13 protein-coding genes and 1 pseudogene are annotated in these 14489 nt (G+C 41.1%); 1 reads left to right on the top strand and 13 read right to left on the bottom strand.

Going from position 1 to position 14489, the window contains the following annotated elements; translation table 11 throughout:
• Nucleotides 1–133: 133 nt before the first annotated feature.
• From V470_02520 to V470_02500, 5 genes and pseudogenes are all read right to left on the bottom strand, one after another.
• Nucleotides 134–1707: pseudogene (locus V470_02520) on the bottom strand (virulence protein).
• Nucleotides 1698–2054: a hypothetical protein gene (locus V470_02515; GenBank protein ID AHZ47317.1), complete on the bottom strand. Its 357-nt coding sequence runs from the start codon at nt 2052–2054 to the stop codon at nt 1698–1700. Before V470_02515 ends, V470_02520 begins: the two are co-directional and overlap by 10 nt.
• Nucleotides 2055–2056: 2 nt before the next feature.
• The gene (locus V470_02510; protein ID AHZ47316.1) at nt 2057–2332 is read right to left on the bottom strand and encodes a type VII secretion protein; all 276 of its coding nucleotides are present in this window, start codon (nt 2330–2332) and stop codon (nt 2057–2059) included.
• A gap of 302 nt (nt 2333–2634) precedes the next feature.
• The gene (locus tag V470_02505; GenBank protein ID AHZ47315.1) at nt 2635–3231 is read right to left on the bottom strand and encodes a recombinase; all 597 of its coding nucleotides are present in this window, start codon (nt 3229–3231) and stop codon (nt 2635–2637) included.
• A 10-nt stretch (nt 3232–3241) separates the two neighbouring features.
• On the bottom strand, nt 3242–5284 hold the full coding sequence (locus V470_02500) for a penicillin-binding protein (GenBank protein AHZ47314.1): 2043 nt from the start codon (nt 5282–5284) through the stop codon (nt 3242–3244).
• A 255-nt stretch (nt 5285–5539) separates the two neighbouring features.
• Here V470_02500 and V470_02495 point away from each other — a divergent pair, with 255 nt between their 5' ends.
• Complete coding sequence (locus V470_02495) at nt 5540–6391, top strand: RpiR family transcriptional regulator (protein ID AHZ47313.1); 852 nt, start codon at nt 5540–5542, stop codon at nt 6389–6391.
• 135 nt (nt 6392–6526) lie between these two features.
• On the opposite strand, the gene V470_02490 is transcribed toward V470_02495, so the two are convergent.
• The 8 genes from V470_02490 to V470_02455 all read right to left on the bottom strand — a co-directional run bounded on the left by V470_02490 (nt 6527) and on the right by V470_02455 (nt 14387).
• A complete protein-coding gene (locus tag V470_02490) occupies nt 6527–7291 on the bottom strand; it encodes a TetR family transcriptional regulator (protein AHZ47312.1) in 765 nt (254 codons plus the stop codon).
• 329 nt (nt 7292–7620) lie between these two features.
• On the bottom strand, nt 7621–8505 hold the full coding sequence (locus tag V470_02485) for a hypothetical protein (protein ID AHZ47311.1): 885 nt from the start codon (nt 8503–8505) through the stop codon (nt 7621–7623).
• Nucleotides 8506–8522: 17 nt separating this feature from the next.
• Nucleotides 8523–9440, bottom strand: coding sequence for an N-acetylneuraminate lyase (locus V470_02480; protein ID AHZ47310.1), 918 nt, complete (start codon nt 9438–9440; stop codon nt 8523–8525).
• Between the two features lie 170 nt (nt 9441–9610).
• Nucleotides 9611–10255 (bottom strand): hypothetical protein, encoded by a 645-nt coding sequence (locus tag V470_02475; GenBank protein AHZ47309.1) that lies wholly within the window; start codon nt 10253–10255, stop codon nt 9611–9613.
• Between the two features lie 20 nt (nt 10256–10275).
• Nucleotides 10276–10728, bottom strand: a complete 453-nt coding sequence (locus V470_02470) for a beta-galactosidase subunit beta (GenBank protein ID AHZ47308.1) — start codon at nt 10726–10728, stop codon at nt 10276–10278.
• 389 nt (nt 10729–11117) lie between these two features.
• Nucleotides 11118–11957 carry a sugar ABC transporter permease gene (locus tag V470_02465; GenBank protein ID AHZ47307.1) on the bottom strand — a complete coding sequence of 280 codons (840 nt, stop codon included), beginning with the start codon at nt 11955–11957 and terminating at the stop codon, nt 11118–11120.
• 15 nt (nt 11958–11972) lie between these two features.
• Complete coding sequence (locus V470_02460; GenBank protein AHZ47306.1) at nt 11973–12860, bottom strand: acetylneuraminate ABC transporter permease; 888 nt, start codon at nt 12858–12860, stop codon at nt 11973–11975.
• Nucleotides 12861–13058: 198 nt separating this feature from the next.
• Entirely contained in the window at nt 13059–14387 is a 1329-nt protein-coding gene (locus V470_02455; GenBank protein AHZ47305.1) for a sugar ABC transporter substrate-binding protein, read from the bottom strand.
• Nucleotides 14388–14489 lie beyond the last annotated feature (102 nt).

Raw genomic sequence — 14489 nt, 5'->3', positions numbered from 1 at the left:
TTGATGTATTCTTCACGAAGCCCCTTCTCCTTGATAATTTTCAAACCACATTCTCTTCGCTAGTTCTAAATAGTCAAACGGAATTTCTTTAGTAAAATCGCCTTTTATATAAAGTTTCATAATTCTTTTCTCCTTAATTCACCATTTCCTGGTAACCCTTCCATAACCTTTCGATTATTTCCTCTTTGACACTTTTCGTTTGATTTTTTATATCACCAGTTTTATTTACCCAATTCCTGATATAATCTTTTCCCGTAATTTCATTAATATTTAAGTGTCTATTAATATCATATCCCGATTTTCCACTTCCAGATTGAACTTGAAGCTTACCTTGACCTCCTGCACCACTATTTGGTTCCAAGTCCACTCGAATTTTTACTTTCCGATTTCCCACTCTGCCTTCAATTAGTTTACCACCTCTGCCGGAAATGGTCTTACTCGTCGGTTTATTTGCCTGCCAGCTATCGTAGTTGCTAGAATAATCAACTTGAATTTCGCCATTTTGTAAGGCTGTCTTTGTGATAGCTGATAAGCTAGTTACTGCTCCACTAGCTATCAGTACATTCCCATATTGTACCCCTGATACAGATGCTGCCGTACCAGCTACGATACTTGTCCCTGCTGTTGGTGGACTAGCCATGATACTCAATGTTTCGAGAGCGCCACTCGCAAAGTAAACTCCTAAACCAGAGAATATTTGAGCTACTCCACTCCAAAATTCGACTGAATTTGCTTCAAAGTTTTGGGCTTTTAGTTCATCAAGCTTTTTGTTAATCAAATGAGTATAATCATCATCATATTTCCCATTTTTTAAAACGACATAGCCTTGCTCCAAGGAATGAATTTCAATGATATTCCCTGTTTCATCAATCTTAAGAGTGTGATTGTAGTCGTCAATTATTTTATCCCATTCGGACTTGTCGTGGCCTTTTAAGCGCTTCTTTAATTCGGCACGATAGTAGGCATCACCATCTTCTGATAACATCATATCCCTAGAAGCTTTATTGATGGCACGAGTTTCCGAGTCTTGAAAATCTCTTTTGGCATGCGAAACAATCTTCACATCCTTCATCTTCTGCACCCAGCTCATGTCTACACCGTCCACATAGTAGTTGCCATCGCTATCGACAATGATTTTACTTAGTTGCGTAGCTCCTTGAATCGCTAAGCTAAGGACTTCTAGACTATCGCTGAAATACTGGGAAACCTCTGAGACAAAAAATTCTAGTTCTGAAATACTGGGAAACCTCTGAGACAAAAAATTCTAGTTTTTCAATCTTGTCATCCAAATCCTGAATACCCGACTCGATTTGAGACTTAGTATTGTAGAGGATGGTCTTCTCAGAGAAGGCTTTCCCCCAATTTAGCTAACTGCTCTTCCCTCAATTTTTTCAGTTCCTTGAGTTGGTCCAGGTCCAAATCACCATATCCTGAGATCTGAGCATCCGCATTTTTGTAGGAAGTCAACTCTAGTTGGATATCATCTATCGCTGCTTGTAACTTCTTGATGCTGGGGATGATAATCTCTGTGAAGAGACCTTTACCAGCTGTGTAGGCTGCTCCTGTCAGCTCACCTGAGTCTAAAGAGGAAATCAGGTGATCACAGCCACTAGATAAGCGGTCCGTGACTTCATTTGCGACTTGGAGGTTGTTCGTCATGGCCTGAATCAATTCTTGTGATTCTTGTGCGCTGTATTTTACTCCCATGGTAGCCGATTCCTTTCCGATATCAGTTCTTCTCTGGCTTCATCGAAAGTTCGACGAGCCTTCTTCGTTTGTTTTCCCAATTCATCCAGTTCCTCATCTACATAGGAGTTGACCTGTCGCTGAATGGTTCTATTTTCACTTTCGATTTGCTCTATCACCTGACGAGAACTAGGCGAGATAGCCAATAGAGTCGCCATACGATGGTGGATACTCTGGATTTCTGAGTGAAAGTGAGTTAGCTGCTGTTCATATTGTCTTTTTAGAGTCTGAAGATTTTCTTCTTTATCGTCAATCTTGACAATTTCTCGCCAAAGTTTGTAGCGTTTTTCTTCGTTCTTATCTGCCATTTTTAATGTTCCCATCTCTTAGCCAGCTCTACGTCGCGTTTTTCAATCTTATGAGCAATTTCTGGAAACTTATTTGCTTGGGTCAAAACAGCCGAGCTGAAATCACTGACTGCCTGAAGCATTTGATTGCAGGCCTGACGTCCCGCTTCCATCCCAGCAATTTCAGAAGTATATGAAAATTCTACTTGCTGATTTTGCTTCTTGCTCGTGTCATACCCGACCAATTCATTAATAGCTGCCTCTGCTGCTATCGTGCTAGATTTTATCTTTCCACCCATACTTCAAACTCCCCTTATTCATTGTATATTGACCATATCATAACACAAAAATAGTATGATTTCAAAACAAATCCTAAGGGCAAAAGCGCTCATCTCCTTAGAATAAACTCTATCGCTCACTGAATGTGTTTGACAAAGACGGTACTAGTCATTTTGGAGACCGGTTTTCTGATGCCTTATAGTTTGAGTAGTTTTATTAGCAAGGTTTGTTCTTCTCTGGTGAGAAACAGAAAAAACAAAGCCCTAGAAAAATTCCTAGGGCTCGTCTTATGTGTCAAAAAGAGCTACGTTTTAACTGACTTCTACAACTCTGTCCGATTTTCAATGGCTCGTAAGAGTGTGACTTCGTCCGCATACTCGATATCTGCTCCCACGGCTAGTCCTCGTGCTAGGCGAGTGACCTTGATGCCAGCTGGCTTGAGGAGACGAGAGAGATACATAGATGTCGCTTCTCCATCTGCCGTCGCATTGGTTGCCACAATAACCTCTGAAACTTCACTGTCCATAAGACGAGTCATGAGGCTCTTGAGATTGATATCATCTGGACTGATACCATTCATTGGAGAAATAAGACCATGTAAGACATGATAGAGTCCGTGGTATTCTTGGATATTTTCCATAGCAGCCACATCACGACTATCCTCTAGCACCAAGATCGTTGTCTGGTCTCGAGTCGGATCTGTGCAGATAGAGCAGGGATCATCATCCGTCAAGCGACCACAGATGGAACAATAGGTCAATTCCCGCTTGGCAGATAGAAGGTTTTTGGCAAATTCATTGACATCATCATCAGACATTCCAATGGTATAGAAGGCTAGGCGGGTAGCCGTTTTGATTCCGATACCTGGTAACTTTGAATAGCTATCAATCAGCTTGGCAATAGGTGTTGGATACAGCATAAGTTCCTTTCTAATTCATTGGATGGTGTTGGTTATAGAGGTTGATAATGTCTCGTGCAATTGAAGGTCCGACACCGTTTGTAAGGTTGGTATTATGAGGAAAGACGACTGCGACCGCAATTTGAGGATTTTCGGTCGGTGCATAGGCGACTGCGTTGGTATTATTGGCTTTTTGACCGCCATTAACGTAACTTTCGGCAGTACCCGTTTTCCCGCTGATGGAAACGGCTGCGCCATTTGAAAAGGCACGACCAGTTGTCAGAGCACTCGTTCCATGCGAAACTTGATAGAAACCTTGCTGCAAGATAGCCATATCTGATTCTGAGATATTGACCTTGTTTAGTTCCTTAGTGGCTGTTTCTTGAACCAGGCTGCCTAAGCCACCTTGGTCATTGTTTCCATAAACTCCTTCAACGATGTGAGGAGCCAAACGTACGCCATTGTTTGCAATGGTTGCGACATACTGGGCTAACTGCATAGGTGTGTAGTTATCAAACTGACCAAAGGAATTATTGATATAGTTCCCCAAATCAAATTCTTTTGGCGTAAATCCTGTAGATTCATCTGGGAGGTCAATCCCTGTTGAAGCTCCGAGTCCATATTCCCCAAAAGTTGATCGCAATTTGCCCATTGCAGTCTCTAACTGTCCCGTTGCGACTGTCATATTTGGTGTGTAGGTCTGTCCCATGATTCCTAGCGCGGTTTGAACCATATAGGTATTAGAAGAGTATTCTAGAGCCTCAACTGCTGTGATAGGGAAAGAGCCATAGGACAAGGTGTACCATGAATTGATAGGGGCCGAACCTTGGAAAACAATCGGTTGGTCTGTCAAGGTTTGATTGCCTGACAAGACTCCATTTTCCCAACCAGAGCTGATGGTCGCTGCCTTAACGACAGATCCTGGTACAAAGACATTGGTTATCGTTCCAAGCGAATCTGAACTTAATTTTCCGGATTCGACATCATGCTTGACACCTGACATGGCCAAAACTGCACCGGTTTTAGGATTGAGGGCTACGGCGTAAACCCCTTCAGAATATTTGGCTCCACCGTTACCCAACTCTGAGTTGAAATAGCTCTTGAGTAGGTCGTCCACACCATTCTGGAAAGCTAGGTCAACCGTTAACTTGATGTTGTTTCCTTTACTTCCTTCTTCGACATTTTCCACACTTTCCATATTTCCGTGTTTGTCGAGGTGGATTTCCTTGACGGAACGTTTCCCTTGAAGAACATCTTCATATTGCTTTTCAAGATAGGAAGTTCCCACTCGGTCATTGAGAGAATAGCCTTTTTTGAGATAAGCATCAACTTCCTCAGCCGGAAGTCCTGACTTCTCATTTGAAACGCTACCAACGATTGTTGACAAAGAAGTGTCTAGGACTTTACGATCCCATGAGGTTGAAATGCTGATACCTGGTAATTCCTTGGACGCTGATGCAACGAGAGCAACTTGGGTATCATCTAAGGCATCCGTAGAAATGGTACCCGTTGCAAAATTTTCAACAGCATTGAGCTGACTAAAGAGATAGATTTCCTTTTTCTGGTCGTCTGTATAATTAAGTTGACTCACGTCAATGCTTTCAACCGCATTATTGTAAAGTGTCGCTTCCGATAAGCGGTTCCCATCTGAATCCAGGCGTTTGTCGCTTGGCAAGGATTCGACTGTTTTTTTGTAAATATCCTGGTCCGCCAAGTAGTAGTCTGCAATCTGTCGATCAGTCAGATCTGGGGAAGTTACATTTACATATGTGAGGAGTTTCTTGGCTGTCTCCTTCAATTCAGCTGCCGTCATTTTATTGTTTCGTGTGAAAGAAACAACCTGCTTGACAATGTTTTCTACCAAGGGTTTCCCTGCCGCATCATAGATCTGTCCACGAGCTGAACTGGTTGTTACCCTTGTTTGGCTGGCTGAGGCCAATTTTGTTTCATAAAAATCTTTATTGAGCACCTGCATGTATAACAAACGACCAATAATGGCCATAAAGAGCAGGATGACAATCGCAAATAGTAAATTAAGCCGAATCGGAATCGAATGGCTATTAAATTTTCTCATACAACTAAGACTCTTTTCTAGAAAAATTCCCGATTTCCACCTTTATTTTCCCTAAAATAATAGAGTAAATAGGTGAATCTCAGTACATTTCATTGTACCATATTTTACGGAGAAACTCTTGGAAAAGTCGAAGCATTTTTTGACTTTTAACTGAAAATGCCTTTTTATTTGGTTATCCTATTTTCTATGATATAATGATAGTAATAGTTAGGAAAGCGTTAACTTTTAAGACTTTGACTCATAAAAAGGAGCCTCATGAACAAGCCAGATATCGCAACCATAATCGATCTCCATTTTGAAGAATTAACCGAGCTCGAGCAAGAAATCGCTCGCTATTTTTTACAAGCTGAAACGATCCAAGATGATCTCTCTTCTCAGCAAGTTACCCAGAAATTACATATCTCCCAAGCAGCCTTGACCCGCTTTGCCAAAAAGTGTGGTTTTACAGGCTACCGAGAGTTCGTCTTTCAATACCAGCATCAGGCTAGTAAACCGGACACTCATTCGCACAAACACAGTCCTTTGACCAAACGTGTTTTGCGAAGCTACAGTATCATGCGAGAACAAACTCAGGATTTGATTGACGAAGAACAACTGGAACGCGTCGCCCAATTAATCGATGACGCTGAACGAGTTTACTTTTTTGGGACGGGAAGTTCTGGTCTGATTGCCCGTGAGATGAAACTGCGCTTTATGCGTCTAGGTGTTGTCTGTGAAGCTTTGACCGATCGGGATGGCTTTGCTTGGACGACCAGTATCATGGATGAAAACTGTCTGGTACTTGGCTTTTCCCTATCAGGAACTACCCAATCCGTCCTCGATAGTTTGTTGGATGCCAAGGAAATGGGTGCCAAGACCATTTTATTTACCAGCGCTCCAAACAAAAACAGTCAGGCCTATACCGAAACGGTCCTTGTCGCAAGCCACAGTCAATCTTCTTACATCCAGCGTATTTCCGCTCAACTCCCTATGCTCATTTTAATAGATTTGATTTATGCCTACTTTTTAGAAATCAATCGCGATAGCAAAGAAAAAATCTTTAATAGTTATTGGGAAAACAAAAAGCTCAATGGCTATCGTAGACAAAAACGTGTTAGAAAATCCTAGTTTGGTTAAACCAAACTAGGATTGTTTTGTTTTGAAATGATAATAGGCACCCAACATCCCTGCGGTATTTTGGTGATGGACAAATTCTAATCGTAAAATAAAACGAGCTATGCTTCAGAAGTACGTTCTATAATATCATAGTTTAATGCAAAGTGTTGCGATATAATCATTTCCATACCGTGATAATCGATGTCTTTTGTCACAAGATTCATAAAAATCGATCATAGCGAGACCGTTTTTTAGTTGTCCTCTAATCTGTGTTTCTAAGGTATGGCTAAATTCATATCCATATTCTGGATTGATGGTGATTTTGCCTTCCTCTTCAAGCTCTCTTGAATTAAAAGGTAGTGCAAACTTTAAAAGTAATTCCTCATCGGGTTTGTCCCATACAGTGTCAGCATCATACATGTAGATCCAGGGATTCATAAATCCGACCATTAACAGTCCACCCTTTTTCAATACTCGAGAGGCTTCTTTATACATGTTTTCTAAATCTTCTATATATACATTTGAAACTGGATTAAAAATAATATCAAAAGTTTCATCTTCAAATGGAAATGGTTTTGTCATATCACCTTGAACGGTATTGATTTTTAAGCCTTCTCTTTTAGCAACCATTTCATCTCTTTCTAATTGTGATTTAGAAAAATCCATAATGGTGACATCATAACCTTTTGCAGCAAAAACGGGACCCTGCTGTCCACCACCACAAGCTAACCCTAATATCTTTTTTCCCTTGGCTTTTTCAAACCATTCTGTTGGAACTTTTTTCCCAACAGTTAAGGCAACAGAAATTGGATGCTTTCTAACTTCTTCTAATTCTTCATGTGTCAATGGCTCAGTATAGTCGTTTTTTACATTATTCCATCTATCTTCATTTAATTTTATATAATTACTCATCTTACAATCTCCTCGTAATTTTATATGATTTCGACTTCAGGTGAATAGGTTGCCATTACATTTTTTTCACCTCTACAAATTCTAATTTACCAATTTTCGCCCATCTCATTATATCACTTTTCCACATTTTCTCATTTACTCAAGCTAAATAACAATTCAATGGATGATAGAATTGCTCTCTCCTTAACTTCTCATGCAAGTCGGTTATTTTCTCCTAGTTTCTCACGATTACATCCTTTGGCTCAAATTTTTCAATAAAAAAAGAATTAAGCAAAACAGTTTTCACTCAAGTAGTGATTAAGTGTTTTTCTTAATTCTATAGTTCCAAACTAAGATTGTTTTGTTTTGAAATGGTAATAGGCTCCCAACATCCCTGCTGTATTTTGGTGATGGGCAAATTCTAATCGTGTTTTTTCAGCTAGGCTTGGTACCAAGGCCGCCTTCAAGGCTGCGCGAATCTTAGGCTTGAGGATAGCCTCTTGCCCCATGATACCGCCACCGAGAATGACCACTTCTGGATTGGCCACATAGCAAATATTTGCCAGACCTTTTCCTAGATAGTCTACCATACGGTCAATACCTGCCATACAGATTTTATTTCCTTCAGTGGCTTCCTTGAAAATGCGTCGGCCATTCCACTGATCAACTGAATCTCCATGAGCTGTTGCTACATACTCAACCAAGGCTGTCGTAGAAGCAAGATCCTGAAAAGCTCCATCCTGCATGTGCATGTAACCGACTTCGCAGGCCGAATTGCTAAATCCATGGAAGACTTTCCCATCCATAATCAAGCAACCACCGATACCTGTTCCAATGGTCAAGCAAAGTGTGATACTCGCTCCCTTGCCTGAACCAGATACTGCCTCAGCCAGACCTGCACAGTTGACATCATTTTCAATCTCACAAGGGATATTAAAGCTCGTCTCAATTTCCTTCTTGAACTGAGTTCCTGCATAGTTGGGAATCTGAGGACCAGCGTAGAAAATCTCACCCTTATCTGGATCCACCATCCCAGCAGAAGAAATGGCAACACCTGCTACTGGGCCTTTTTCTAAATAGCTGGCTACGATATCTTTTGTCTTTTGTAAGATATGAGGTCCACCCTTATGCGCCTCGGTTGGCATTTCATGCGATTCAACAAGTTGGCCTTCTTGGTCAATCAAACCATATTTGATATTGGTTCCACCGATATCAATTGCAACGTAGTGTGTCATAAATACCTCCTTATGGATTAGAGGAAGCGCTCCTTGGTTTCACGAATCAATTGCGCTGCTGCTTCTACAACTGGTCGATCTTCTTCAGTCACTGGCGTCAATGGTGAACGAACTGAACCAATGTTCAAGCCTTCATTGATTTTCAAGACTTCTTTGATGACACCGTACATATTTCCATGTGCAGCAGTCAATTTACCAATGATTGCGTTGATAGCGTATTGCAATTCACGCGCTGTTTCCAAGTCTTTCTCAGCAATCAACTCATTGAGTTTCAAGAAGAGTTCTGGCATCGCACCGTAAGTACCACCGATACCAGCTTTAGCACCCATGAGCCGTCCACCTAGGAACTGTTCATCTGGACCATTAAAGACGATGTGGTCTTCTCCACCAAGGCTGACAAAGGTTTGGATATCTTGAACTGGCATAGAAGAGTTCTTAACACCGATAACACGTGGATTCTTCAACATTTCAGTGTAGAGACTTGGAGTCAAAGCAACACCTGCTAATTGAGGAATGTTGTAGATAACGTAGTCTGTGTTTGGAGCTGCAGAACTGATATCGTTCCAGTATTTAGCAACTGAGTATTCTGGCAAACGGAAGTAAATCGGTGGAATCGTTGCAATGGCATCTACTCCCAAGCTTTCTGCGTGGCGAGCAAGTTCCATACTATCTTTGGTATTGTTGCAAGCTACGTGAGCGATGATAGTCAATTTGCCCTTGGCAACTGCCATGACTTCTTCCAAAATCAACTTGCGATCTGCCACACTTTGGTAGATACATTCACCAGAAGAACCATTGACATAGAGACCTTGAACACCCTTATCAATGAAGTATTGGACCAAGTCGCGCGTACGCTCTGGACTGACTTCTCCTTGATCATCATAACATGCGTAGAAGGCTGGAATGACACCTTCGTATTTTTTCAAATCTGACATAGATTTTCTCCTAAGATTTCTTTTTTTCTGCTGAGAGCAGTTCTATTTTTACAAGTTTAGTATACACCTTGTGAAAATCGCTTTCAATATCTTGTATACACTTAGATTTTAGTTTCTACTTGTATTTTAGAAACTGTAACGATTGAAAGTAGTTTCAGAAACTAGTCATCCTACTGGTATTTGGCGAAAATTTTCTCCATCAATCCTGCTTGGAGAAAGACCAGCAAACCAAAACCAAAGAGGATAAAGGCTGACCCACCCAAAAGGAGAGTGAAGGCGGATAGATAAAGAACCATCACTATGAGAAAGAGAATAGCTAACATGAGGAAGAACCATGGAAAGTTAAAACTTGCCAAGATAAGCCCTTTTTGCAGCACTTCTTTCCAAGATAAATCATAGCGCGCAGCGATGGGATAACTAGCCAACATCACGAGAGTGAGGAAGATGAGAATCCCCAAACAAATTGCTTTCACAATCTGGAAAGGTAAAGCTGTCTGGCCCCAGAAGAGATAGAGGTCTAGAAGGCTTAATGACACAATGCCCAACTCTAGCAAACCTAACTGAAGCCCCAGTTTCAGATTTTGCTTGAAAGCTCTTAGATAGGTTCTGAAAACTGGAACTCGTCTGCTTCTCTTAATCTCAAACATGGTCTCGTAAAGGCTGATTTTCGCCACTCCAATCGTCACAATGGGCAAACAAGAGACGACAAAAAGAAGATTGACTGTGACGATATCCAAGACCTTCTCACTGAAACGCATGAGAAAGTTATCTGTGTCAAATGCTGCCTTAATAAGGCTTACTCCTTTTTGTGCCATGTTTGCTCCTCCTGATTCTTTTAATCAATCAAAATTTTAAAGAGATATTTGCGAACCTTCTCTTCCATACCTGCATAGCCATTTGGCTGGTGCGGTTCTCCTGGGAAGAAAATCGCAAAATTGTGATAACCCAACAAGAGTGGGTAGCGTTCATGACAATGGACAAAGCCAATGTCACTCGCTTCATCGAATGCTACCGCTTCGTCTTTGATACGTGAACCGTAGCTCGAATATTCATGTCCTTCTACCAGCAAATGCAAGTCTGCATAGTTCTTATGATGCTCAAATTGATCATTTTCAGCTTGGTTGAGGACATTTTCCTGAACAACTAGAAAGACCTTGTCCCCGTCAATCTCATACTTACCGAGTTCAAAAGAATCCTTACGGTGCTGATAGAGATAGTCGATAGCCTTGTCTAGATTGGGATGGATTCCCTTGTAAAAGGCGATGTTTTTCAAATCGTCAAAAATCATACTGTTTCCTTCGTTTCTGATAGTTACTATTTTTCAGTTTCGAATTATCCTTTCTCTATTTCCCTGTAATAGTGCGGACGGAAGCAAATTCCTTCGGAATTTCATTCCTAATTTTTGAGCCTTTCACTCCTTCATCGTCAGTCTCAAAAATTCCGTCTAAGATAAGCGTAAGATACTTGTCTTAGATACCACTAAAGCGGGAAATAGCTACCATAAAACGAACCTACTCTAACTAGTATCATGAAAAGAGTTCATTCTTAAGTTTATAAGTGTCTGACAAAACTTCACGAAGTAACTGCATACTCTCCATTTTGTAGACACTTATAACTCTATATTTCCATGGCATGTCAAGACCACTTCTGCAATCTTGATACACTAATTTACTTTTCTTAACCTTTGACCGCTCCCATAGTAATACCCTGAGTGAAGGATTTTTGGAAGACAAGGAAGACCGTTACGATTGGCACGGCTGCAAGAGCTGCACCCGCCATGATCAAACCATAGTTGGTTGCCATTTCGGCCTGCATGGTCGCAACCCCGAGTGAGATAGTCAAGTTTTGACGTGAAGTCAACATAACCAACTGCATGAAGTAGTCGTTCCAAGTATTGATGAAGGTAAAGATTGCAAGGGCTGCAAATCCTGGTTTCACGATAGGGAAGGCTACGCTCCAGAAGGTACGAATCTCACCACAACCGTCGATTTTAGCTGATTCAAGCAATTCTGTAGGGATGTTTTCGCTGAACTGTTTCATAAGGAAGACCCCAAATGGCCATCCAATCAAAGGCAAGATAACTGCCCAAAGAGTATCGTGAATTCCCATGAAGTTGACGATACGTACCAATGGTACAAGGACAACTTGTTTTGGAAGAGCCATGGCAGCGATAAAGACTGCAAAGAGAATGCGCTGACCATAGAAACGTTTTTTAGCCAAGACATAACCTGCTAGAGAAGAGGTTGCACAGACTAAGAACATGGTTACCAGTGAGATAAATACAGAGTTCCACATCCACTGCATAGCAGGGTTTTGCACCATGAGTTGTTGGAAGTTCTCCATGGTTGGCATTTTAGGGAACCACTGTGGTGGAATCATAATGGTATCAGGTTGTGATTTGAAGGCCCCTGTCAAGATCCAGTAGAATGGAAAGATGAACAGTACGGTCAACAAGAGCAAGATAATCGTTGAGATAACAGTAAAAGCTGTTAAGGGTTTCTTTTGTGTAGGTTGCATAACTGTCTCCTTTCTTTAGTATTCTACGTCGTTTCCGAGGATCTTGAATTGAGCAAAGCTGACAATGGCAATCATCACTGCCAAGAAGACACCGATGGTATTTGCATAGCCGTATTCTGTCAATTGGAAGGCTTTTTCGTAAAGGTAGTACATCAAGGTACTTGTTGAGTAGTTTGGACCACCAGAAGTCAACAACTGAATCAAGGCGAAACATTGGAATGAGTTGATAGTCGTAATAATCGCGATGTAAAGAGTTGTTGGAAGAAGGCTAGGCCATTTGATCTTCCAGAAGACTTGAAACTCAGTCGCACCGTCAACACGCGCCGCTTCAACAAGTGAGTTATCAATATTCCCCATAGCAGCGATATAAAGGATAATCGGTTGACCAACAGATGTTGTCAAAAGGATAATCATAATCGCTAGCAAAGCCCAGTTTTTGTCACCCAGCCAAGAAATGTTTTGGCTGATGATGTGGCTTGACTTAAGGACAAAGTTTAGAATCCCTGATAGGGGGTCATAGATCCATTTCCATACAACCGTTACGGCAACACTACCTGTAACTACAGGAAGGAAGAAGACGAAACGATAGAAAGAACGGGCAATGGCATTTTGATGATAGGTTTGAGATGCTACAAAGAGCGAGAAGAGAACCACAATCGGAACAGATCCAATAACCAGGATAACGGTATTGATCAAAGACTTCACAAAGACAGGGTCTTTAAACATGCGAATGTAGTTGTCAAAGCCTACAAACTCAAATTTAGTCATGGAGTAGTTAAAGAAACTTGTAATGAATCCCATAATCATAGGAGCCAAGACAAAGATCACAAAGAAGAATAACACTGGTGCTAGGAAAGCGTAGGAAATCACTGTTTCCCGCATACGAATTTTATTGACTTTCACAGTCGGCACCTCTCTTTCAAATAGAATAGTTTTTGATTTTCTTGAACTGTTTTAAAACCAAAATGAAATTTTTTAAGATTCGCTTATGTAAGAACTTCATTTTAATTTCGTGACAGTTCCTACCATTTCAAACAAAAGTCCCCCTTTTCTTACACCGTAGTGCACAGGGAAAAGGGGGGAATCAATCTGACTTAGTGCTTATTGTTTTGTAGCTTTTTTGATTGTTTCGTTAGCTTTTTCAGTGAAGGCTTTCAAAGCATCCGCTGGTTTTTCGTCACCATTTGATACAGATTGCAACATTGGGAACCAAAGTGTTCTCATTTCAGCAAATCCATCGATAGTGTTGTAGTATGGTGAGTAGTATTTAGTCCAGCCACTGATTGTTTCCATACGTTTGTCTTCATAAAGTTTGCCAAATGAAGTACGAACTGGGAAGGCACCTGTACGAACTACGTCTTTAGGACCCCATTCTTTGTCATCTGCGATGAATTGAACGAATTTCTTAGCAGCTGCGACTTTCTTATCGTCTTTGTTGTTAAACACTGCAAATCCGTTTACAAGGTATTCAAGAGATGGTTTACCAGAGTCTGATGGGAATGGTACTTCTACCACATCTACCTTACTTGCTTCCAAGAGTTTCGCTTGGATACCGTTTTGAGCTGGCGCCCAAAGGATTGTGTATGAAGTTTGACCGTTGGCAAAGTTTTGGATGTCTGCTCCACCATCAAATTGTGAACCATTGTTCAACAAACCATCTTTGATCCAGCTAGCCGCTTTTTCAAGACCTTTGACGAATTTAGGATCGTCAGTTGTATATTTGGTTACGTCTTTGTCTGTTACAGAACCGCCATAAAGGTTTGCGATGAAGGCACGTGTTCCTTGGTCTCCCCCTTGACCAGAACTGAACAATGAACCTGGTGTATAGCCTTTATCTTTAAGCGCTTTCAAAACTTTTTCAAAGTCATCAGTTGTCCAACCTTCTTTTACAAGGTTTGCAACTCCAGCATCTTCCAACATTTTCTTGTTCATAGCCATGTAGAATGGAGCTGAACTGATTGGATACATGTAAGCTTTGTCTCCAGCCTTACTTGCTTGTACGATGTTTTCGTTGTTGACATCTTTGACGAATTCGTCTGTGAAGAGGTCGTTCAACTCAGCCAATTTACCGTTTTTACCGTACTGGATGATACGTCCTGGTGCGTCAAAGAGTACGTCTGGCGCTGTCCCTGCTTCGATGGCTGTTGTGATCTTTTCAGGACCTGACTTGAAGTCGATGGTTTCCAATTTCACTTTTACATCTGGATTTGCTTTTTCAAAAGCTTCGATGATTGATTTTTCATAAGTTCCAACACCGTCACCAGTTTTTTCTTGTGTGAAGACTGGGAATGCCCACCAAGTGATTTCTGTTTTTCCGCTATCGCTACTAGAATTTGCAGCATCTTTGCTTCCACCAGAGTTACCACAAGCCGCAAGGCCAAGAATCGCAGCACCCGCAAGTACTGTACAAGCTAGTTTTCTAAATTTCATCTGTATTCTCCTAATTGATAAGCGTATCCATATTGGATAATGAGCAAGTTTATATTTGTATACGTTTTCATTTTGTCCGACGCATCAACCACTCTCCTCTGT

It is taken from the genome of Streptococcus sp. VT 162 (genome assembly GCA_000688775.2).
Classification (GTDB): Bacteria; Bacillota; Bacilli; order Lactobacillales; family Streptococcaceae; genus Streptococcus.
Note: the sequence above shows the minus strand (reverse complement) of the source record. Positions and strands in the feature narration are given on the sequence as shown.

What these genes read in the sequence shown, in the direction of transcription:
- V470_02465 (AHZ47307.1), bottom strand. Translation starts at nt 11,957, where the DNA reads ATGCAACCTACACAAAAGAAACCCTTAACAGCTTTTACTGTTATCTCA.
- V470_02500 (AHZ47314.1), bottom strand. Translation starts at nt 5,284, where the DNA reads ATGAGAAAATTTAATAGCCATTCGATTCCGATTCGGCTTAATTTACTA.
- V470_02515 (AHZ47317.1), bottom strand. Translation starts at nt 2,054, where the DNA reads ATGGCAGATAAGAACGAAGAAAAACGCTACAAACTTTGGCGAGAAATT.
- V470_02480 (AHZ47310.1), bottom strand. Translation starts at nt 9,440, where the DNA reads ATGTCAGATTTGAAAAAATACGAAGGTGTCATTCCAGCCTTCTACGCA.
- V470_02485 (AHZ47311.1), bottom strand. Translation starts at nt 8,505, where the DNA reads ATGACACACTACGTTGCAATTGATATCGGTGGAACCAATATCAAATAT.
- V470_02495 (AHZ47313.1), top strand. Translation starts at nt 5,540, where the DNA reads ATGAACAAGCCAGATATCGCAACCATAATCGATCTCCATTTTGAAGAA.
- V470_02505 (AHZ47315.1), bottom strand. Translation starts at nt 3,231, where the DNA reads ATGCTGTATCCAACACCTATTGCCAAGCTGATTGATAGCTATTCAAAG.
- V470_02455 (AHZ47305.1), bottom strand. Translation starts at nt 14,387, where the DNA reads ATGAAATTTAGAAAACTAGCTTGTACAGTACTTGCGGGTGCTGCGATT.
- V470_02510 (AHZ47316.1), bottom strand. Translation starts at nt 2,332, where the DNA reads ATGGGTGGAAAGATAAAATCTAGCACGATAGCAGCAGAGGCAGCTATT.
- V470_02470 (AHZ47308.1), bottom strand. Translation starts at nt 10,728, where the DNA reads ATGATTTTTGACGATTTGAAAAACATCGCCTTTTACAAGGGAATCCAT.
- V470_02490 (AHZ47312.1), bottom strand. Translation starts at nt 7,291, where the DNA reads ATGAGTAATTATATAAAATTAAATGAAGATAGATGGAATAATGTAAAA.
- V470_02475 (AHZ47309.1), bottom strand. Translation starts at nt 10,255, where the DNA reads ATGGCACAAAAAGGAGTAAGCCTTATTAAGGCAGCATTTGACACAGAT.